19 protein-coding genes are annotated in these 18,732 nt (G+C 56.7%); 8 read left to right on the top strand and 11 right to left on the bottom strand.

The window, feature by feature from the left end; all coding sequences use genetic code 11:
* Positions 1–3: 3 nt before the first annotated feature.
* Positions 4–567: a pseudouridine synthase gene (locus R8G34_22645; protein MDW3225653.1), complete on the top strand. Its 564-nt coding sequence runs from the start codon at positions 4–6 to the stop codon at positions 565–567.
* 16 nt (positions 568–583) lie between these two features.
* Here R8G34_22645 and hflX read toward each other — a convergent pair whose 3' ends face one another.
* The 4 genes from hflX to trkA all read right to left on the bottom strand — a co-directional run bounded on the left by hflX (position 584) and on the right by trkA (position 5,181).
* Positions 584–1,882: a GTPase HflX gene (gene hflX, locus R8G34_22640; GenBank protein MDW3225652.1), complete on the bottom strand. Its 1,299-nt coding sequence runs from the start codon at positions 1,880–1,882 to the stop codon at positions 584–586.
* Positions 1,879–2,118, bottom strand: a complete 240-nt coding sequence (gene hfq, locus R8G34_22635; GenBank protein MDW3225651.1) for an RNA chaperone Hfq — start codon at positions 2,116–2,118, stop codon at positions 1,879–1,881. The genes hflX and hfq overlap by 4 nt, the downstream gene beginning before the upstream one ends.
* Positions 2,119–2,247: 129 nt before the next feature.
* A complete protein-coding gene (locus R8G34_22630) occupies positions 2,248–3,750 on the bottom strand; it encodes a potassium transporter TrkG (GenBank protein MDW3225650.1) in 1,503 nt (500 codons plus the stop codon).
* Between the two features lie 54 nt (positions 3,751–3,804).
* The gene (gene trkA, locus R8G34_22625; protein ID MDW3225649.1) at positions 3,805–5,181 is read right to left on the bottom strand and encodes a Trk system potassium transporter TrkA; all 1,377 of its coding nucleotides are present in this window, start codon (positions 5,179–5,181) and stop codon (positions 3,805–3,807) included.
* A gap of 104 nt (positions 5,182–5,285) precedes the next feature.
* Between trkA and R8G34_22620 the strand changes: the two genes are divergently transcribed.
* Both R8G34_22620 and R8G34_22615 read left to right on the top strand, forming a co-directional pair.
* Positions 5,286–5,768: a hypothetical protein gene (locus R8G34_22620; GenBank protein MDW3225648.1), complete on the top strand. Its 483-nt coding sequence runs from the start codon at positions 5,286–5,288 to the stop codon at positions 5,766–5,768.
* A gap of 54 nt (positions 5,769–5,822) precedes the next feature.
* Positions 5,823–6,848, top strand: coding sequence for a nuclear transport factor 2 family protein (locus tag R8G34_22615; protein MDW3225647.1), 1,026 nt, complete (start codon positions 5,823–5,825; stop codon positions 6,846–6,848).
* A gap of 1 nt (position 6,849) precedes the next feature.
* On the opposite strand, the gene R8G34_22610 is transcribed toward R8G34_22615, so the two are convergent.
* The 5 genes from R8G34_22610 to dusB all read right to left on the bottom strand — a co-directional run bounded on the left by R8G34_22610 (position 6,850) and on the right by dusB (position 13,999).
* Entirely contained in the window at positions 6,850–8,262 is a 1,413-nt protein-coding gene (locus tag R8G34_22610; protein ID MDW3225646.1) for a sigma-54 dependent transcriptional regulator, read from the bottom strand.
* On the bottom strand, positions 8,259–10,517 hold the full coding sequence (locus R8G34_22605) for a PAS domain-containing sensor histidine kinase (protein ID MDW3225645.1): 2,259 nt from the start codon (positions 10,515–10,517) through the stop codon (positions 8,259–8,261). Before R8G34_22605 ends, R8G34_22610 begins: the two co-directional genes overlap by 4 nt.
* Before the next feature lie 100 nt (positions 10,518–10,617).
* Positions 10,618–11,982: a response regulator gene (locus tag R8G34_22600; GenBank protein ID MDW3225644.1), complete on the bottom strand. Its 1,365-nt coding sequence runs from the start codon at positions 11,980–11,982 to the stop codon at positions 10,618–10,620.
* Between the two features lie 14 nt (positions 11,983–11,996).
* Positions 11,997–13,073: an ATP-binding protein gene (locus R8G34_22595; GenBank protein ID MDW3225643.1), complete on the bottom strand. Its 1,077-nt coding sequence runs from the start codon at positions 13,071–13,073 to the stop codon at positions 11,997–11,999.
* Positions 13,070–13,999, bottom strand: coding sequence for a tRNA dihydrouridine synthase DusB (gene dusB / locus R8G34_22590; GenBank protein MDW3225642.1), 930 nt, complete (start codon positions 13,997–13,999; stop codon positions 13,070–13,072). The genes R8G34_22595 and dusB overlap by 4 nt, the downstream gene beginning before the upstream one ends.
* Before the next feature lie 233 nt (positions 14,000–14,232).
* Here dusB and ispD point away from each other — a divergent pair, with 233 nt between their 5' ends.
* Genes ispD through R8G34_22570 form a run of 4 tightly spaced genes read left to right on the top strand, consistent with a single transcriptional unit; the run spans position 14,233 to position 16,322 of the window.
* Complete coding sequence (ispD, locus tag R8G34_22585) at positions 14,233–14,898, top strand: 2-C-methyl-D-erythritol 4-phosphate cytidylyltransferase (protein ID MDW3225641.1); 666 nt, start codon at positions 14,233–14,235, stop codon at positions 14,896–14,898.
* Entirely contained in the window at positions 14,888–15,367 is a 480-nt protein-coding gene (ispF, locus tag R8G34_22580) for a 2-C-methyl-D-erythritol 2,4-cyclodiphosphate synthase (GenBank protein ID MDW3225640.1), read from the top strand. Before ispD ends, ispF begins: the two co-directional genes overlap by 11 nt.
* On the top strand, positions 15,364–15,861 hold the full coding sequence (locus R8G34_22575) for a phosphatidylglycerophosphatase A (GenBank protein MDW3225639.1): 498 nt from the start codon (positions 15,364–15,366) through the stop codon (positions 15,859–15,861). Before ispF ends, R8G34_22575 begins: the two co-directional genes overlap by 4 nt.
* Positions 15,858–16,322, top strand: coding sequence for a CinA family protein (locus tag R8G34_22570; GenBank protein MDW3225638.1), 465 nt, complete (start codon positions 15,858–15,860; stop codon positions 16,320–16,322). The genes R8G34_22575 and R8G34_22570 overlap by 4 nt, the downstream gene beginning before the upstream one ends.
* Here the strand turns inward: R8G34_22570 and R8G34_22565 are convergent.
* A complete protein-coding gene (locus R8G34_22565) occupies positions 16,308–17,603 on the bottom strand; it encodes an MmgE/PrpD family protein (protein ID MDW3225637.1) in 1,296 nt (431 codons plus the stop codon). The two genes, R8G34_22570 and R8G34_22565, sit on opposite strands and share 15 nt — an antisense overlap.
* Before the next feature lie 27 nt (positions 17,604–17,630).
* Positions 17,631–18,077 (bottom strand): type II toxin-antitoxin system RatA family toxin, encoded by a 447-nt coding sequence (locus R8G34_22560; protein MDW3225636.1) that lies wholly within the window; start codon positions 18,075–18,077, stop codon positions 17,631–17,633.
* A gap of 69 nt (positions 18,078–18,146) precedes the next feature.
* Here R8G34_22560 and hpt point away from each other — a divergent pair, with 69 nt between their 5' ends.
* Positions 18,147–18,689 carry a hypoxanthine phosphoribosyltransferase gene (gene hpt, locus R8G34_22555; GenBank protein MDW3225635.1) on the top strand — a complete coding sequence of 181 codons (543 nt, stop codon included), beginning with the start codon at positions 18,147–18,149 and terminating at the stop codon, positions 18,687–18,689.
* The last annotated feature ends 43 nt before the right edge of the window (positions 18,690–18,732 follow it).

The following is an 18,732-nucleotide window of genomic DNA, read 5'->3' as shown; positions in this document are numbered from 1 at the left end:
GAGATGGCACGGTTTATCCTGTTTCACAAACCCTTTGGCGTGTTGTCGCAATTCACCGACAAGGGTTCAGAGGGGTCACCGCGCCCAACGTTGTCGCAGTTCATTGATGTTCCCGACTTTTATCCCGCAGGCCGCCTGGACAAAGACAGCGAAGGCTTGATGGTGTTGACCGATGACGGGAAATTGCAGGCAAGGATCGCCAATCCCAAACACAAGATGGCGAAAACCTATATGGTGCAGGTTGAAGGCACGCCAGATGATGACGCGTTGGATGCGCTGCGCCGCGGCGTGGTTTTAAAAGATGGCAAGACCCAGCCTGCGCAGATATCGCGCAGTGATCCGCCCGATCCCTTGTGGCCACGCGACCCGCCCGTCAGGTTTCGAAAAACCGTGCCAGATGCCTGGTTGCGCATCAGCATTCGCGAAGGGAAAAACCGACAGGTGCGCCGGATGACCGCGCATGTGGGACTGCCCTGTTTACGCTTAATCCGCATTGAGGTCGGTCGCTGGGCTTTGAACGATTTGGTGCCGGGCGCTTGGCGGTATGCAAGTGAAGGTGGCCCATAGGCCCACCCTACGGGCGCTACAGACGCGCAAAGTCGGCTTCTTGTTGCACGGTCCAGCGCACGGTGATCTCGAACCCATCATCAGTTTGGCGCTCGTTTTCTACCAATTCTTGCGCAAACAGCCATGCGCGTTTTTTACCATCAGCAAAACCAAGCGATACTTCCGTTTCCCGTTTGGCGCCCTGAAGTTGATGGGTGATGGCCCCGAGCAGGCCCTCAATCCCCTCGCCCGTGAGCGCAGAGATCGCAAAGACATGATCATCCCGCTCCGCACGCGCGCGCATTGCATCCGCCGCTTCCGGCGTCATCAGGTCCAACTTGTTCCAGATCTCGTAGCTGGGCCGTTCCTCTTCGACACCCAAAGACGCCATGATATCACGCACGTCTTGTGCCTGCTCCTCAGTCTCAGGATGCGAGATGTCACGCACGTGGCATATGACGTCAGCGGCCAGCACTTCTTCAAGCGTGGCGCGAAACGAGGCGACCAGTTCCGTGGGTAGATCAGAGATAAACCCAACCGTGTCAGACAGGATCACCTCCGGCCCGTCCGGCAGATGCAGACGTCGCATGGTCGGGTCCAGCGTGGCAAAGAGCATATCTTTGGCCATCACATCCGCACCGGTCAACCGGTTGAACAGCGTCGATTTACCCGCATTAGTGTAACCCACAAGCGCCACAATCGGATAGGGTACCTTGGCACGCGCCGCGCGGTGCAATGCGCGTGTTTTGACCACCTTTTCCAGCTGACGGCGCAAGCGCGTGAGTTGATCATCAATGGCGCGCCTGTCCGCCTCAATCTGGGTTTCACCAGGCCCCCCGACAAATCCAAGGCCACCGCGTTGGCGTTCAAGGTGGGTCCAGGCCCGTACCAAACGGGTGCGTTGGTAACTGAGCGCGGCCATCTCGACCTGCAACACCCCTTCTCGGGTTGCCGCTCGGTCGCTGAAAATCTCCAGGATCAGACCTGTGCGATCCAACAGTTTGACGCCCCAGGCTTTTTCCAGATTGCGTTGCTGAACCGGACTGACCGGGCCATCGACCAGCACCAGCTCAATCTCATCCTGCTCCAGTATGTCTTTGATTTCGGCGATTTTACCCGATCCGAACAACATACCCGCCCGCACAGTTTTCAGCGGCACAATATCACCGCCCACCACATCAAGTTCAGGCAGCGCGCGGGCAAGCGAAACCGCTTCAGCCAAAGCATGATCCGCTAGACGGCGTTCAGGGTCAGATTTGATGTCAGGATGCAGAACCCATGCGCGGGTGACCCGCGTTGCATCGTCATTCTCGATTTGAAACGGCGGCTTGCTCAAGAAGCGTCTTCGCCCTCATAGAGGCTGATCGGCTGGCTCGGCATGATGGTTGAAATCGCGTGTTTGTAGACCAGTTGCGATTGGCCATCGCGACGTAACAACACACAAAAATTGTCGAACCACGTGATCACGCCCTGCAGCTTTACGCCATTGATCAGGAAGATTGTCACTGGAACTTTCGTCTTGCGCACATGATTCAGGAACGCGTCCTGAAGGTTCTGTCTGTCCGACGCCATTTTAGCACTCGCCTTTTTTCTTGCCGGTACTCGCAGATCGAGCCCGCCCCTCGACACGATTATGAAGTGCGCGACGCGGAGATTCCACCCCAAAAAACAGTCCGTTACGGACCTATCCGCGAAAACCGCCTAGTCGCGCCATAAATCAGGCGTCAAAAGCGCGATAATTGCCAGTGTTTCGAGCCGCCCAAGGACCATTGCAGCGCAAAAAACAGCCTTTGCAAAGGGGTCTAGCTGAGCAAGCGAAATAGGCGCATCAGCCGCAAAAGTGATCAAAGGCCCGGTCGTTGACAGGCCTGCAATGCTCAGCACCAACGCATCCTCAAAGGAGACTCCAACAAATGTGAGAAGGATGGTCAACAACGCCAGAGTAAGCGCGAACAGCATGAAAAATATCCATGCAATGAAAGCCCCATTACGCTGCAGTCGCTTGGTTTCCGAACCTGCGCTGCTGACGGAAGACGGGTGCACCAGACGCTCCATTTCCCGCAAGCCATTGAGGTATAGCGCGAAAACGCGCAACAGTTTGACACCGCCGGCTGTGGTCGCAACACCGCCGCCGATCAGGGCAAGTCCCATCAGGATAAGACCGGGCGTTTCCAGACCCGACCAGGCCTGCGTTTGCACCCAGTTTTCGCTGACAAATCCGGTTGTTGTCAAAAAGGACGTAACCGTAAATACCGATCCCCAAAGCGCAAGGACAGCGTTTTCCAGTTCGTCTTCGGCCGAGACGTCAAAAGCGCCCAGCCAGTGGCGCAGAAACAGGATCAAAGGCACGCCAAGGATCAGCAACATGCCAAGGCGGAATTCGGGATCGGTGCGCAGACCGCCCTGAGTTGCGGTGATGGTGTCGGAGGAAAACGTCAATCTTGACAGGGCAAACATCATGAACAGCACCATCAACGCTTCGCCGGTAATGCCAGACCCGCTGTAAGCGACGCCGCCGACGGGTGATATGCCGGATGTCGCCATGACTGACATCGCATGGCTCAAAGATACCAACGGTCGATCTCCGCTGATCAGCAACAAGATCCACAGCAGAATCGTCAAACCGATATAGATGGGCAGCAATGTTGCGGTGACCCTCACCAATCGCTCTCTGGGGTCGGCGCGGTCAATCAAGCTGAAACGGGCCTCGCGCTGGCCCGGTTCGGCCTGCGCCGTCACTTCAAAGCCACCCAGGTTGAGCGGTGCAAGGATGGCCGAGGCGGCAATCCACATGATTGCCCCTCCCATCCAGCCGACCTGCGCGCGCCAAAGATGCAGCGTACCGTTCAGGCGTTCAGGATCTTCAAACAGGGTCGCCCCGGTTGTGGTGATGGCACTGACCATTTCCACATAGGCGTTCAGATAAGAGGTTGTACCCAGCCCTTCGAAAAACGGTATGGCAAGAAACGCGGGCAAGAATACAAAGGTCGCAAACAGGGATAGCAGCGACCCAAGAGCCCCATACCGGTGGCGTCTTCCAGCCATGGCAATCGCGATCAGCACAAAGAACGTCAGACCCAGAAGTGCGCAGTAAAAGAACATCCGTGCGGTATCGAGATTGCGGGCGGCACCACCATGCAACGCGGGGATGAACATCGACACGGACGCCACGCCGAAGACCAACAGGAACAACGGCAAGTCCATGAGTTGCGAAAGGGCACTGCGGCGTTTTCTGCTATGAGGAGCCTGTTGCATGGCTCAGAAAAAGTCGATGGAGACCTGCAACAGCCGCTCCACTTCGGGGACGTCACCTGCCAGCGCGAAAATGGCAATCACATCGCCTTCTTCGATCCGTGTCTTACCCATGGGGCGGATGACATCGCCGCCTTTTTTCAAAGCGCCAACAAGCACACCTTCCGGGAAATCAACATCGCAAATCCGTTTACCCGCCAGCGGAGATGTTGAGAGCACCTCGGCCTCGATCACTTCGGCCTCTGCATCACCAATGGAATAGACCGCACGCACCCGACCATGGCGGATATGGCGCAGGATGGAACTGACTGTGGTGGCGCGCGGGTTGATGTAGGCATCAATGCCCAGTGGCGTCATCAAGGGCACCAGCGTCGGGTCATTGATCAAGGCAATGGTATAGGGACAGCCTTCGGCCTTGGCGCGCACACAGGCCAGCATGTTGGTTTTATCGTCATCGGTAATCGCAAGCATGCCATCCGCGCGCGAGATGCCCGCTTCGGCCAGAAGCCCCGCATCCAGACCATCCCCATTCAGAACAATCGTGCGCTCCAGAGCTTCGGCGGCTTTTTCCGCGCAAATGCGATTTTTCTCGATCACCTTGACCCGTACACGTTTGGCCTGCGATTCAAGGGTTTGCGCCACGGCAAGGCCGACATTGCCGCCCCCGACCAGCACAACACGATCCTGTTTGCTTACCTTTTTGCCAAAGATCTCCAAAGTGCGCGGGATATCTTCGGCATGGGTGAAGACGTAACAATCATCCCCCACAAACAACTGATCCTTGGCTTCGGGCGCAAAGAGCGACCCATCCCTGCGCACAGCAACAACCGTTGCGCGAAGGGTTGAAAACAGATCCGTCAACTGGCGCAGCGGCGTGTTAACAACCGGGCATTCTTCTTCGATTGTAATGCCGATCAAATGCGCCTGGCCTTCCATGAAGGTCTCTGTGTCAAAGGCGGCGGGTGCGGAAAGCCGTTGCAAGGCGGCGGCAGCAACTTCCTTTTCGGGGCTGATCACAACGTCAATGGGCATGTGATCGCGCCGATAAAGATCGGTATAAATCGCGTTCAAATAGGATTGGCTGCGCAGGCGCGCGATCTTGCGGTTGATGCCGAAAACCGAATGCGCCACCTGACAGGTCACCATGTTGACCTCATCCGAATAGGTGGCGGCGATGATCATCTCCGCATCGCGCGCGCCCGCACGATCCAGAATATCCGGATAGCTGGCAAATCCGGCGATCCCTTGCACATCCAACGTATCCGTCGCGCGCCTGACCAGATCAGGGTTACTGTCAACCACTGTGACGTCGTTACGCTCGCCTGAAAGATGGCGCGCGATTTGCCAACCTACTTGCCCTGCGCCACAGATAATCACCTTCATGCGCCCGAGGTCCTCTAAGCCGTTTCGCGACCTTCTGAATGGCAGATGGCCCAGAGACGGTCAATTCAATTGTCCTTTGGCGCAAAGCGGGGCACACTGACACGATGGCTTCATTCAGACTCTTTTGTGTGGCGGGTATTGGGTTTGCGGTTCTTGTTTCCTGCGCACCCCTGTCAATTTATTACAAGGAAGGCGCTCAAGTCACGCGCATGCAGACGGATCAGCTCAATTGCGAAATTGCTGCACTGTCAGATGTCCCGGTCAACAACCAGGTCCGGCAGGAGCCGCCAATTTACATCCCTGCCCGGCGCTATTGCAGTGCATATGGGCATTGCTACACGCGCGGTGGATATTTCGAACGCGGTCAAATCTACACCGTCGATGTAAACGCGAATTTGCGCGGACGCGCGCAACAACAGTGCATGGCGCAAAAAGGATACCAACCGGTGACCGTGCCCAATTGCCCCGGCAACGTTTTCCGCGCCGCCCCAAAGGCAGAAACGCAAGTGTTGCCCCGACTGTCAGAACAAAGCTGCGCCATCAAGTATCAGGATGGCACGTGGCAAATAGTGAACCAACCGGGCTAAACAGGTCGCATTTGGGCTGGAACTCGACCCAACGCTTTCCTACAGCTTGACCCCATGAACATATCCAATCCCGCCTCGCCCGATTTCCAAACCGCAAAGTCACTGGTGCAGAACCACTATCGCGCGTTGGCGCAAGCCACACCTGACACTGTATCCGATATCCTCAGCCAGACCCTGCACCCTGAATGCCATTGGTACGGGATGCACCCGTTTGAGGAACAAACAGGCCCCAAGGCCATTGCGGATGCTTTCTGGTCGCCCTTCCTGGCCGCCCTTTCCAACGTTCAGCGCCGCGAGGATATCTTTTTCGCCGGTCTGAATGAAATCGACGGGTTTCAGGGCCTTTGGACCTGTTCCATGGGGCATCTGATGGGCCTCTTTGACGCACCCTTCCTGAACATCCCGGCAACACGAAAAATGACCTTCCTGCGTTATGCGGAATTCAACAAGATCGAGGCCGGAAAGATCACACAGAGTGCGTTGTTTGTGGATCTGATGCATTTGATGATTCAAGCCGGTGTCAACCCGCTGGAAGCCCCTCAAACCGGTCAGCACCTTGTGCAACCCGGCCCATTAACCCACGATGGTTTGCTGCACAGCCCTCAGGATCCTGCAGAAAGCACGCGCACACTCTCGCGTATCAACAACATGATCGGATCAATCAATCACGCCAACGCTGCGGCAAAGCCCCTGACACCCCGCGACGAACTTCAGGTGGATTGGCACGAGGACATGATCTGGTGGGGTCCGGCCGGCATTGGCGCGACCTACACCATCGAGCGTTACATCGAACAGCATCAACAACCCTTCAGAACCGGATTGTCGGGGCGCGCCTATAACGGGCACGTATGCCGCATGGCCGAAGGCACCTATGGCGGGTTTTTTGGCTGGCCCAATCTGACACTAACCAACAGCAACGGGTTTATGGGCGTCCCGCCCTGCGATATCCGAGCCGACATGCGGGTCGTAGACATCTACCGGCGCGCAGGCGACAAACTGGCCGAAAACTGGATTTTCATCGACATGCTGCACTTTCTGAAAATGCAGGGGGTGGATGTTCTGGGCGAACTTCAAAGTTAACTCATTCTGCGGCGTCGACTTCCTCGTCCACATGCGCAATCCGAGCGCCTGATTTGGCGGACGTTACAACGCCCAGTGATTTAAGCTTTCGGTGCAGGGCGGAACGCTCCATGCCGACAAAATTCGCTGTCCTTGAAATATTGCCGCCAAACCGGTTGATCTGCGTCAGCAGGTATTCACGCTCAAAGGCTTCGCGGGCCTCGCGCAGCGCCAGTGTTGCCAGCGCACCAGAGAGTACCACGCGGCTGTCATCTCCGCTGCCCTCATCAACACCCGGCAACTCGCGTGCCTCAATGGGTCCGCTTTCATCCCCAAGGATCAGCACCCGTTCCACAAGATTTTTCAACTGACGCACATTTCCCGGCCACACCATAGTCTGCATCAGCGCTTCGGCATCGGCACTGATTTCACGCAGGGGCAAACCCTGCACGGCATTCATTTCCGAAATGAAATGTTCGGCCAGTGTTGGAATGTCTTCGCGCCGCTCTTCCAGAGAGGGCACCGCGATCGGCACCACATTCAGGCGGTGGTACAATTCTTCGCGGAATGTTCCGGCGATGATGGCGTTTTGCAGGTCGCGGTTGGTTGATGAAATCACCCGCAGATCGACGCGCACCTTGTCATTGCCACCTACCCGTTGGAATTGCTGGTCCACCAATACTCGCAGGATCTTGGACTGGGTGCCGATGGGCATATCCGCAACCTCGTCGAAATAGATCACGCCACCATGCGCCTCTTCCAACAGGCCCGGCTCCACACCGCGCTCCGGCGTTTCGCGTCCAAACAGAACTTCCTCCATCCTCTCCGGAGCGACGCCAGCACAATTCACGGTCACAAAGGGCGCAGCGGCCCGGTTCGAGTTGGCATGGATATAGCGTGCGGCAACTTCTTTACCTGAACCTGCTGGCCCGGTCAGCATAATCCGTCCGTTCGATTTGGTAACTTTGTCCAACTGTCCGACCAAGGCGCGGAAAGCTGCGGAATTGCCGATCATATCAGAACTGGTCACATCACGGCGGCGCAGGCTCTGGTTCTCACGACGCAGGCGCGACGTTTCCATCGCACGGCGGATCACCACCAGTAACTGATCAATGTTGAACGGTTTTTCGATGAAATCATAAGCGCCCTGCTTGATCGCCGCGACCGCAATCTCGATGTTCCCATGGCCGGAAATGATGACCACCGGCACATCCGGATTATCGCGCTTGACCGATTTGAGTATATCAATCCCGTCCATGCGACTGTCCTTGAGCCAGATGTCCAGCACAATCAGCGCCGGGGCTTCCGCATTGATCGCCGCCATCGCATCATCGGAGTTGCCCGCCAGACGGGTGGGATATCCTTCATCCTTGAGAATGTCGGAAATCAACTCGCGAATATCACGCTCGTCATCAACAATGAGTATGTCGCTCATGGGTTACTTCCTTCTAACAGGGGGGACGTTTCTGGTTTCTTGGTGCTGGTCGAATATGGCAAAGTGATGATGGCCATTGCGCCCGCATGGGTCTGGCCTTCAAAGACCGGTGCATCTTCAAGCGTCAGCGTACCGCCGTGCTCTTCGATTATCTTTTTGACGATGGGCAAGCCAAGGCCTGTCCCCTCACTACGCGTCGTCACATAGGGTTCAAACAGGCGGGCGCGATCCGCAGGGAGGCCAATGCCATTGTCGGCAATCGTGATCCGGGCGCGATCCTGAACCGTGCTCAAATTCACTTCGATCATTGGAACATGTCCATCTGGAACGCCCTTTTTATGAAGCGATTCAATAGCCTCTCCTGCGTTCTTAATCAGGTTTGTCAACGCCTGACCAATCATGGTCGCATCCAGATCCGCGCCAATTGGGATCTCAGGCAGCGTTGCTGTGATCTGAACGTCCGGCTGTCCGGTTTGCTGCAACAGCACCGCGTCGCGCACCAGTTCTGTCAGGTTCAGTGCTTTGCGATCCGGTTCCGGCATCCGTGCAAATTTGGAGAATTCATCGACGATGCGGCGCAGATCACCGGTTTGACGGATGATCACATCCGTCATTTGTTCCAGCGAGTCGCTATCTTCTCCGACTTTTGGGGAGAACTTGCGCTTGATGCGTTCCGCCGACAGTTGAATCGGGGTCAGCGGGTTCTTGATTTCATGTGCAATGCGGCGTGCCACATCCCCCCAGGCTGCCATGCGTTGGGCGCTGACCAGATCAGTGACGTCATCAAAGGAGACAACATACCCCTCCAGAACACCCGACTGCGAACGCCGTTTGGCCATGCGCACCAACAGGTTTTCCAGACGCCGTTGGCGCGTGACCTTAACCTCGCCCTGCGCCACCTCATACTGGGGCTGGGTGATCGTCTCAAAAATCGGTCCAAATTCCGGCACTGCCACTTTGAGCGACAGGTTTTCCTGCCCGGCCTGCCAATCCAGCAACCTTTCGGCTGACTTATTTACAAAGGTCACACATCCCTGCGGATCCAACCCCACCACGCCCGAGGTGACCGAACTCAGCACCGAATCAAACAGGCGGCGGCGGCGCTCGATTTGTTCGCTGTTTTTGACAAGCGTTCCGCGTTGCGCCTTGAGTTGTTTCGTCATCTGGTTGAAATACCGACCCAACATGGCGATTTCATCATCGCCCTCCTCCTCGCGCACCTGAACATCGAGATCGCCTGCCCCGACCTGTTGTGCAGCGCCGGTCAAACGGCCAACCGGCACGGACAAGCGCTCGGCGAACCAAAGGCCCAACCAGATGGCGGCGAGGATCAGGATCACGGCAAACGCGAGGTAGAGCAGGACAAAATCAAACAAAAGTCGCCCGCGTTCACTTTCCAATTGCTGATAGAGCCGCACCGTTTCCTTGGTCTCATCGAGCAGAGACAGGATTTCGCCGTCCACATCGCGGCTGATGTAAAGAAATCGGTCCACAAAGGAAGAGAGACGCACCAGCGCGCGGTATTCATTATTGCTCCAATCCTCGATGACCAGAACGTCCATGGCGTCAGCCTCCACAAGCTGCGCTTCTGAGGGTTGTTCATAATCAAACAGATAGGAGCGATCCCCGCGTGCGCGGATCTCTCCGGTGCCATCGATGAGATAGGCTTCGCGCAGACCGCGTTGGATCTGACGCTGGCCCTCGCTCAGAAGTTCGCTGTCCGACACGTTCACGCCGGAGCGGCGCGCCTCATCCAGACTGCTGGCGAGCGCGCGCGCGTCTTCTGCCAGATCGACGCGCTGTTCGGACTCATAGGCTTCAGCCGCCGCAAGAGATGTGCCGACAACCTGCCGAACACGGTCTGAAAACCAACCCTCAAGACCCACATTCACGGTAAGCCCAGCAAAAATCGCCACTGTCACGGTCGGAATCAGCGCCATCAAAGCGAATACACCTGTCAGACGCAGGTGCAGCCTGGAACCGGCGGATTTTGCGCGCCGCGCCGCGATTAATCGACCGACCTGCGCCAAAACCAGCGCTGCCACGACGAGAATATAGACGAAGTCGGCCAGCAGAATGAGGCGCAGACCTAACGTGTTGCCGGCCTGTCCCAAAGGCCCAAGGACCAGATAGGTCGACAGTGCCAAAAGCGGGCCCAGAACCACCAGACCCAACGTCGCGAAATTGCGTACACGCCGAATGCGACGCAAACGTCCCAACCGTAGCCATAGTGACTTTTCTACACGGGGATTCACCCGATGACCTCACTTATGATGTGGCGCCGGGGCGCCGAACCGCTCTATTTTGTGGTCCTGATCAGGGAGTGTCCCCCGATGGCCACGAATTGTGGCAGTTTTACATCAATTTGCGACGCCGTGTCACCTCAATATCGAGGTCGGTGATCTTTTTTCTCAGCGTATTTCGATTTATCCCAAGTAAATCAGCGCATTTGGCCTGATTCCCGCCTGTCGCTTCCAAGGCTATTTCGATCAAAGGCGCCTCTACTTCGCGCAGAATCCGCGCATAAAGTCCCGCCGGCGGCAACATATTGCCATGCAAATCGAAGTAACGTCTCAAATGGCCTTCCACTGAGGCCCCCAGTTTTTCAGTATTTCCAGACGCACGCATCGGCTCCAGATCGGGTTGAGCGCCCAGAACCTGCTCCACCTCACTGGCTGATATCTCAGCAGCGCGACTGGTAAGCCCAAGGCGGCGCACCGCGTTTTCCAACTGACGCACATTGCCCGGCCAGCTGTAATTGTGAAAAATTTCGCGGGCACTTTGAGACAAAACACGCTGGTCAGACCCGGATGCCTCCATCTTTGCCAGAAAGTGATCGGTCAGAATTGGAATATCGTCCACACGCTCGCGCAGGGCCGGCACCGTCAGGGTCGCGCCGCTCAGACGGTAATAGAGATCCTTGCGCATCTGACCCGCCTCCATCGCCGCATTCAGATCGGATTGGCTGGTCGCCAGAAAGCGCGGCGCATATTCACCCGGCGTGTCCATCATATGGACCAGACGCGCTTGCAACTCTGCGGGCAGATCGGCGATCTCTTCGACCAGAAGCGTGCCCCCCTTTACTCGCGCCAACAGCCGGGCAGGTCCTTCAAGGTCCTGCAATTCCTCGGCAGAGGCCGTGATGAACGGCAGGCTGCGCCGGTCAGAAAAATCATGAATAGCCCTTGCGATCAGGGATTTACCAGTGCCGGACTCTCCCCAGATCAATACCGGCAGATCTGTGTTCATGACACGCGCCACAACCCGGTACAGCGCCTGCATGAGGGCCGTGCGTCCGACCAGAGGTAGCTCATCAGGGCGCTGGTCATTATCTTGGGTCGTACGACGGGTTTGTGGACGCGTCTCAAGGGCGCGCGCCGTGCGTTTCATCAAATCCGGCAGATCAAATGGCTTGGGCAAATAGTCATAGGCTTCGGCTTCCGCCGCCTGAATCGCCGTCATGATCGTATTCTGAGCGGAAATGACAATCACGGGAAGGCCCGGCCGGTCTTCGGAAATCTTCGGCAACATTTCCAAACCGTTTCCGTCCGGCATCATCACATCGGAAATGACCACATCGCCTTTGCCTTCGCCGACCCAACGCATCAGGGTGGTCAGACTTGACGTCGCGTGGACCTTGCAACCGGCACGGGTCAAAGCCTGTGTCAGAACAGTTCTGATCGTCCTGTCATCATCCGCAACCAATACCGTGCCATCCATTGTTCAAATCTCCTTTAAAGATTTTGCGAAGTTGATTTAGGCGCGCGCGGCAGAGATATGCGGAACACCGTTTTACTCGGGATTGAGGTCACCGAAATCCAGCCCCCATGATCCGAGATGATTTTGCTGACCAGCGCGAGGCCGAGGCCGGTCCCATTTTCGCGCCCGGACACAAAGGGATCAAACACATCGCCCTTGATTGCTTCGGGCAATCCGGGGCCATCATCAATAATTTCGATCTGCAGCGGCAGGGACTGGCCGGTGCCATCCGAACGTCGCAACCGAAACGAATGTTCGAAATAGCTGTGTAACCTGATTGTACCGGCCGTGCCGCCTGAAGCCTCGGAGGCATTTTTCAAAAGGTTCAGAATCACCTGTAGGAGCTGGTCTGGATCGCCATGCGCCATGGGCAAAGAAGGATCATAATCCTCAATGATCTTCATATGAGCCCCAAAACCCAAAAGTGCTGAACGGCGGGCCCGATCCAGCACGTCATGCACGTTGACTGGCTGAAAATCCGGAACCGACAGGTTGCCGAATTGCTCGACCTGCCCAAGCAGCTTCACGATACGACGGCTTTCCTCGACAATCAGATCGGTCAACTCAAGGTCCTCAGAACCGAGGTTCATGCTCAAAAGCTGTGCTGCACCGGTAATCCCAGCCAAGGGGTTCTTGATCTCATGCGCCAGCATTTCGGCCATGCCGATCGCCGATTTTGCCGCCGATTTGACGGAATGGTTCTGCGTCATACGTCCGGCCAGTTCGCGCGGAGAAATCATCAGGATCATATGTCCGGCGTGCCCGATCAGCGGGGCGACCTGCAAATCGGATTGCATCGGCGCGCGCTCACCACTGCCTACATCCACATCGTTCACAAACAGTGGCGTGCCGGAGTCGCGCGCGCGCTCAAACGCGGCTTCGAGCGGATCATTCACCGCAATAAGATCCCAGACCGGAACGGCGTGAACAGATTTCGCGGAAACGTTCAAAAAGCCCTCAGCCGCAGAGTTTATATCGACGACGGTCTCATTTGGCCCAATAATCAGTGTCGGCACGGGCAAGCTGGCCCAGATCGCGCGGTCAGAATTCATGCCGCCACCAGATCATCAGTCACGCAAGCCTGACCAATCAAGGCGAGCGTTTCATCTGCGGTGGGAGCAGTCAGCACGCTGCGGCGCAAGTCTTCCGGCGTGTCGCAGACCGTCATGTACCAGCCGAGGTGTTTTCGCGCGACGCGCAGCCCGAGTTCGTGGCCATAAAAGCGGATCATCGCCTCATAATGCAAGGCGACCATTGCCGAGAATGCAGCGCCCTCCGGGATGACGGGTGCCCGCGTGTCAAAAAGCTCATGCGCAACCTGCGCCAGAAGCCAGGGCCGTCCGCGAGCGCCGCGTCCGATCATGATGCCATCCGCACCTGACAGTTTCAAAGCATTGCGCGCTGAGGCAGCATCGATGATGTCACCATTCGCGATCACCGGGATGTCGACAGCCAGCTTGACGTCATTGATCGCGGCCCAATCCGCGTGTCCCTTGTAGAACTGGCAGCGCGTACGCCCATGTATGGTGATCATCGCGATGCCTGCCGCCTCTGCACGACGCGCGATCTCTGGGGCGTTGCGCAATGTATCATCCCAGCCAAGGCGCGTCTTGAGTGTCACAGGAATGTCGACCGCCTTCACGACAGCTTCGATCAGGGTCAATGCATGATCCGGCGTGCGCATCAGCGCTGACCCGGAGTAGCCTTGCGTGACCTTTTTTGCCGGGCACCCCATATTAATGTCGATCACCTGCGCGCCCTGCCCTTCAACCATGCGTGCAGCTTCCGCCATCGGCGCGGCTTCACGCCCCGCGAGTTGAACGGCAGTGCCTACATGACCCAACCCCAACTCCGCTTTTTCGCGGCTTCCGGGGCGCGCATTCAGCATGTCATGGCTGGCCACCATTTCCGATACCACCAACCCCGCGCCAAAGGATGACACCAAACTGCGGAACGGCAAGTCGGTGATTCCAGCCATCGGAGCAAGCATCACCGGAGGCATTAAATCAAAGGTCTGGGTCGCAGTTGGCAAACGCTTAATCCTTGAGCAATCGCCGAAACCCTATCAATGGTAGGTGTTTATCTCAACGTATCATACGCCTCCTGTCAGGCACCCCGGCATGAATGCCTATTTTTTGAGCACACGTTCAGACCAATTGCCTCCGCTCCGCCAAACTCATAGACACGAGGTATGAGTAAGGGGACGGGCATATGAAAGTTGCGGCTGTTATTGTCGCAGCCGGGCGTGGCGTAAGGGCTGGCATTGGCACGCCAAAGCAATGGCGCGCGCTGGCTGGCCGGACCAGCGCAGAATTCGCCATGCAGAGTTTTGCGGATCATCCCGGGATTGACCGCCTTGTGCTGGTGCTCCACCCTGACGATATTGCATCTGAGCGATGGGGCGGTTCGCCCGCTGCAGATGTGGTGGCCGGGGGCGCAACGCGCAGCCTGTCTGTTCTTGCCGGTTTGAAATCTCTGGAAGGTAATTGCGATAAAGTGCTGATCCACGACGCGGCGCGACCCTGCGTAACCCCGGCTGTGATTGACGGCGTGATCGCGGCGTTGCACACCCATGCAGCCGCCGCCCCGGCAGTGGCGGTGGTAGATGCGCTCTGGCGCGGCGAAAACGAAAAAGTAGCCCAATCCGTGGACCGCTCAGGGCTCTATCGCGCTCAAACCCCGCAGGGATTTGATTTGGACGCTATTCTCGCCGCCCATCGCGGATTTCCCGAAGGCGCGGCGGATGATGTGGAACTGGCGCGCTCTGCGGGGCTGAGCGTCGCCATCACTCCCGGTAGCGAAGACAATTTGAAAATCACCCTGCCCGAGGATTTTGAACGGGCTGAGCGTATTTTAAGGGCACGCAATGGACATTAGACTGGGCAATGGCTTCGACGTGCATGCTTTTGGCGCGGGTGACCATGTAATACTTTGCGGGGTCAAAATTCCGCACCATCACGGGCTGGTGGGACATTCTGATGCGGACGTCAGCATGCATACGGTCACGGATGCGATTTACGGCGCGCTGGCGCAGGGTGACATCGGCCAGCATTTCCCGCCGAGTGACCCTCAATGGAAGGGAGCCGCCAGTGATGTTTTTTTGCGCCATGCCGTGGCGCTGGCCCTTGAGATGGGATTTTCGGTATCCAACGTGGATTGCACGCTGATATGTGAGTTTCCAAAGATCGGGCCGCACGCGAAAGCCATGCGCCTTAAAATGGCCGAGATTATGGACCTCGATCCAGCACGCATATCGGTTAAGGCAACGACCTCTGAAAAACTCGGCTTTACGGGGCGCGGAGAAGGCATCGCGTGCATCGCAACGGCTGCATTGGTGAAACCATGAAACGCCTTGCCATCATGGTCGGCACAGTGATGGGCGTTGGATACATTCGCCCTGCGCCCGGCACCTGGGGCTCACTTATTGCCTTGCCCTGGGGGTGGTTGCTGCATGTGCTCGGGGGGTTTCCACTGCTGCTTCTGGGAGTGATTGCCGCATTCCTCAAGGGGTGGTGGGCCACCCATGAGATGACAAAAGGTGAAGACGATCATGATCCATCTGAAATTGTCGTGGATGAATTGGTCGGGCAATGGATCGCATTGTTGCCACTGTCCTATGCGGCATGGTCGATGGGGCTGAACATTCTGGTGATGTGGCCGGGATGGATCGCAGCTTTTGCACTTTTCCGATTGTTCGACATTCTGAAACCAGGCCCGGTCGGATGGGCAGATCGGCGCAATGACGCCTTGGGTGTGATGCTTGATGATGTTATTGCCGGAGGTCTGGCTGCGCTGGGTGTATTGGCGTTGGCTGGGCTTTATCATGGTATATTGACATGAGTATCCCAAGAGAAATAATTGAAAAATATACGTATTCGGGAAAAATGATTGCCACCGCCGAAAGCTGTACCGGCGGAATGGTCAGTGCTGCTCTGACGGATATTCCGGGATCGTCTGCCGTGGTGGAACGTGGGTTTGTCACCTATACGAATGCTGCGAAAAACGAGATGCTGTGCGTTTGCCGCAGCACACTTGAAGCCCATGGTGCTGTTTCCGAAGCGGTGGCGGGCGAAATGGCAAAGGGTGCATTGTCAGCTTCACACGCACAGATTGCGGTTTCAATTACAGGCATCGCAGGCCCGGGCGGATCAGAACACAAACCGGAAGGGCGAGTGTGTTTCGGGCTCGCTGACGCCAAAACGTTGCATACTGAGACCATAGAGTTTGGCCCCCTTGGACGCGAACACGTGCGCATCGCCGCGCGCGATCATGCTTTGAAACTCATTCTATCGGCGATTTGATTCACCGAGTGTCGCAAGAAATGATGGCAGGTCACCAGCATTTACAGCCTGCCATAGGCGCTCTTCTGATTCGCCTCCCAACAGGTTTTCTACTTTGTTGCGCAGTTTTTCCGTCAGGACCGCATGGGGCAATCGAACAGAGAGATCATGCGTAAGATCAATCATCTCACCTGAGAGGAGCACCACCTGCACATTGGCTTGCATTTCGCTGAGATCGGACGACTCTGACACGACGACCTTCTGGCGCAGCGCCACCACATCAGGATCACACGCCACCGCATCGCTGAACATCGCGCGTTGCGCGGTTGATTTGCCAAGGAGCGCCATCGCGGCCGTGTGCCGATAGCTGAATTTTGCCGCCAAACCTGTCTCCGGATCCGGCTTGTTGCAAACGCTCATCCACCGCGGATGCGTGTGTACGACAATTTTGTCGATCTCTGTCGCGTCCATCTGCGTGGCTGCCAATGCTTCCAGCATGGCGTGCAACCCGTGACAACAGGCGTGAAATTTGTGACTGATCTTCAGGATCTGCCAGGGTGATTGACCCATTGAGGGCAAATAGGTTTCATCCTGCGCGCCATGATGCGTTGCCCCGAAACCAAGCGGTGCGGCCAACCCATCTGCGCAAGCGGTAAGTCCGCCCTGCGCCCAAAGCGCGGCCTCCACGCCGCTGCGCGCTGCGAGCCCCGCATTCAAAGGTTTGCCGCCCGTGCCAAATTGCGCTTTCACCCCGGAAGCCAGAGACGCGCAAAGACCCAAAGCGTGTCGGATCTGATCATCCGCGAGGTGCAGAAGTCGCGCCGCGGCCAACGTCGCTCCAAAGGCCCCCGCCGTCGCCGTTTGATGGAACCCGATCTGATAGTGGGAGCGCCCCAACCAGAGCCCCACATGGATCGACGCCTCTACCCCGATCAAAGCTGCATCCAGCGCCGCCTCAAAATCAAGCCCCTCGCGCTCGACAATGGCGAGCACGGCAGGCACCACGGCGACCGAAGGGTGGCCGATATGCGCAAAATGCGTATCGTCAAAGTCAAGGGCGTGACTCACTGTGCCATTGAACAGCGCTGCAGAGGCCGCGCAATTTTGTCCCCCACCCAGCATTGTTGCCTCGCCCGGACCGGTTTGGGATAACATGATATCCTTGAAATCTGCGAACCCGGCATCCTCGACACCAGCAATGCCGCAGGCAGCCCAGTCAAACATCGACAACCGCATCATATTGCGTGCGTCATCAGGCGCAGGGGCGTTGCAAAAGTCGATAAGATGATCTGTAATACTCACGCGGTGCCCGCGAATGCATTGCTGCGCTTATGTGCCATAAAGCGCCTCCGCACGTGCCTCAAAAGCGCGCACGATACGCTGCATGGCCTCATTGAAAACCACACCGATCAAGCGCTCCAAAATCATGTTTCGAAAGGCGAAGTCGACAAAAAAACTGACCTCGCATCCCCCACCGACATCCACGAAGGCCCAATTGGACTTCATGTATTTGAAAGGTCCATCAAGGTATTCCGTGTCTATCCTTTTATCATGCGGCATCAATGCGACGCGGCTGGTAAACCGTTCCCGAAACACTTTGAAGCTGATCACCAGATCGGCCTCCATGATGTCAGCATCGCCCGTTGGGGTGACCGAATTCACGCGCGCCGCCGAACACCATGGTAAAAATTCAGGATATCGCGCCACATCGGCGACAAGATCATACATTTGTTGCGCCGTGTACGGCAGGTGTCGGGTCTCAGAGTGCGTAGGCATTGATTTGTCAGTTTGGTAAGGGTAGCCATTCGTGTCCTATTTCCATCGCTCAAGATCAAGGCCTAACCCATGTCCACGCGTCCATATGTCATAGATGAAATGATTTCAGCCAAATCGATTGCCGCACGCATTGAAGAGCTTTGCCGCGACATCAAGACAGAGTTCGCCGGCACCGACAAGCTGGTGGTGGTTGGTTTGTTGCGGGGCAGTTTTGTGTTTATTGCCGACCTGGTGCGCGAATTAGATTTGCCGATCGAGGTCGATTTTCTGGAAGCCTCCAGCTATGGAGACGGCATGGAAAGCAGCCGCGAGGTGCGCATTCTGAAGGACTTGCGCGGCACAATTGAGGGGCGTGATGTTCTGGTGGTTGAGGACATTGTCGACACAGGCCACACCCTGAACCATGTCACGCATCTGTTGGAAAGCCGCCTGCCCGCGCGTCTTAAGTCCATAGCATTGCTGGACAAGCCAAGCCGGCGCGAAGTGGATTTCAAGGCAAGCTGGACTGGTTTTGAAATTCCAGATGAATTCGTCGTTGGTTACGGCATTGATTTTGCTCAGCGAAACCGAAACCTACCCTTTATCGGCAAGGTCCGTTTCGAAGAGACCTGAGAGTTTTTGTGTCAGCGTTACCGCTTGCGGCGCGTGTTTGTGA

The organism is Paracoccaceae bacterium (assembly GCA_033344815.1).
Taxonomy (GTDB): domain Bacteria; phylum Pseudomonadota; class Alphaproteobacteria; order Rhodobacterales; family Rhodobacteraceae; genus Roseobacter.
This window is presented reverse-complemented; position numbering and strand designations above follow the sequence as displayed.

Coding starts and splice junctions, on each gene's coding strand:
- R8G34_22645 (MDW3225653.1), top strand. CDS start 4: ATGGCACGGTTTATCCTGTTTCACAAACCCTTTGGCGTGTTGTCGCAA.
- hfq (MDW3225651.1), bottom strand. CDS start 2,118: ATGGCGTCGGACAGACAGAACCTTCAGGACGCGTTCCTGAATCATGTG.
- R8G34_22630 (MDW3225650.1), bottom strand. CDS start 3,750: ATGGACTTGCCGTTGTTCCTGTTGGTCTTCGGCGTGGCGTCCGTGTCG.
- trkA (MDW3225649.1), bottom strand. CDS start 5,181: ATGAAGGTGATTATCTGTGGCGCAGGGCAAGTAGGTTGGCAAATCGCG.
- R8G34_22620 (MDW3225648.1), top strand. CDS start 5,286: ATGGCTTCATTCAGACTCTTTTGTGTGGCGGGTATTGGGTTTGCGGTT.
- R8G34_22615 (MDW3225647.1), top strand. CDS start 5,823: ATGAACATATCCAATCCCGCCTCGCCCGATTTCCAAACCGCAAAGTCA.
- R8G34_22610 (MDW3225646.1), bottom strand. CDS start 8,262: ATGAGCGACATACTCATTGTTGATGACGAGCGTGATATTCGCGAGTTG.
- R8G34_22600 (MDW3225644.1), bottom strand. CDS start 11,982: ATGGATGGCACGGTATTGGTTGCGGATGATGACAGGACGATCAGAACT.
- R8G34_22595 (MDW3225643.1), bottom strand. CDS start 13,073: ATGAATTCTGACCGCGCGATCTGGGCCAGCTTGCCCGTGCCGACACTG.
- dusB (MDW3225642.1), bottom strand. CDS start 13,999: ATGGCTGGAATCACCGACTTGCCGTTCCGCAGTTTGGTGTCATCCTTT.
- ispD (MDW3225641.1), top strand. CDS start 14,233: ATGAAAGTTGCGGCTGTTATTGTCGCAGCCGGGCGTGGCGTAAGGGCT.
- ispF (MDW3225640.1), top strand. CDS start 14,888: ATGGACATTAGACTGGGCAATGGCTTCGACGTGCATGCTTTTGGCGCG.
- R8G34_22575 (MDW3225639.1), top strand. CDS start 15,364: ATGAAACGCCTTGCCATCATGGTCGGCACAGTGATGGGCGTTGGATAC.
- R8G34_22570 (MDW3225638.1), top strand. CDS start 15,858: ATGAGTATCCCAAGAGAAATAATTGAAAAATATACGTATTCGGGAAAA.
- R8G34_22560 (MDW3225636.1), bottom strand. CDS start 18,077: ATGCCTACGCACTCTGAGACCCGACACCTGCCGTACACGGCGCAACAA.
- hpt (MDW3225635.1), top strand. CDS start 18,147: ATGTCCACGCGTCCATATGTCATAGATGAAATGATTTCAGCCAAATCG.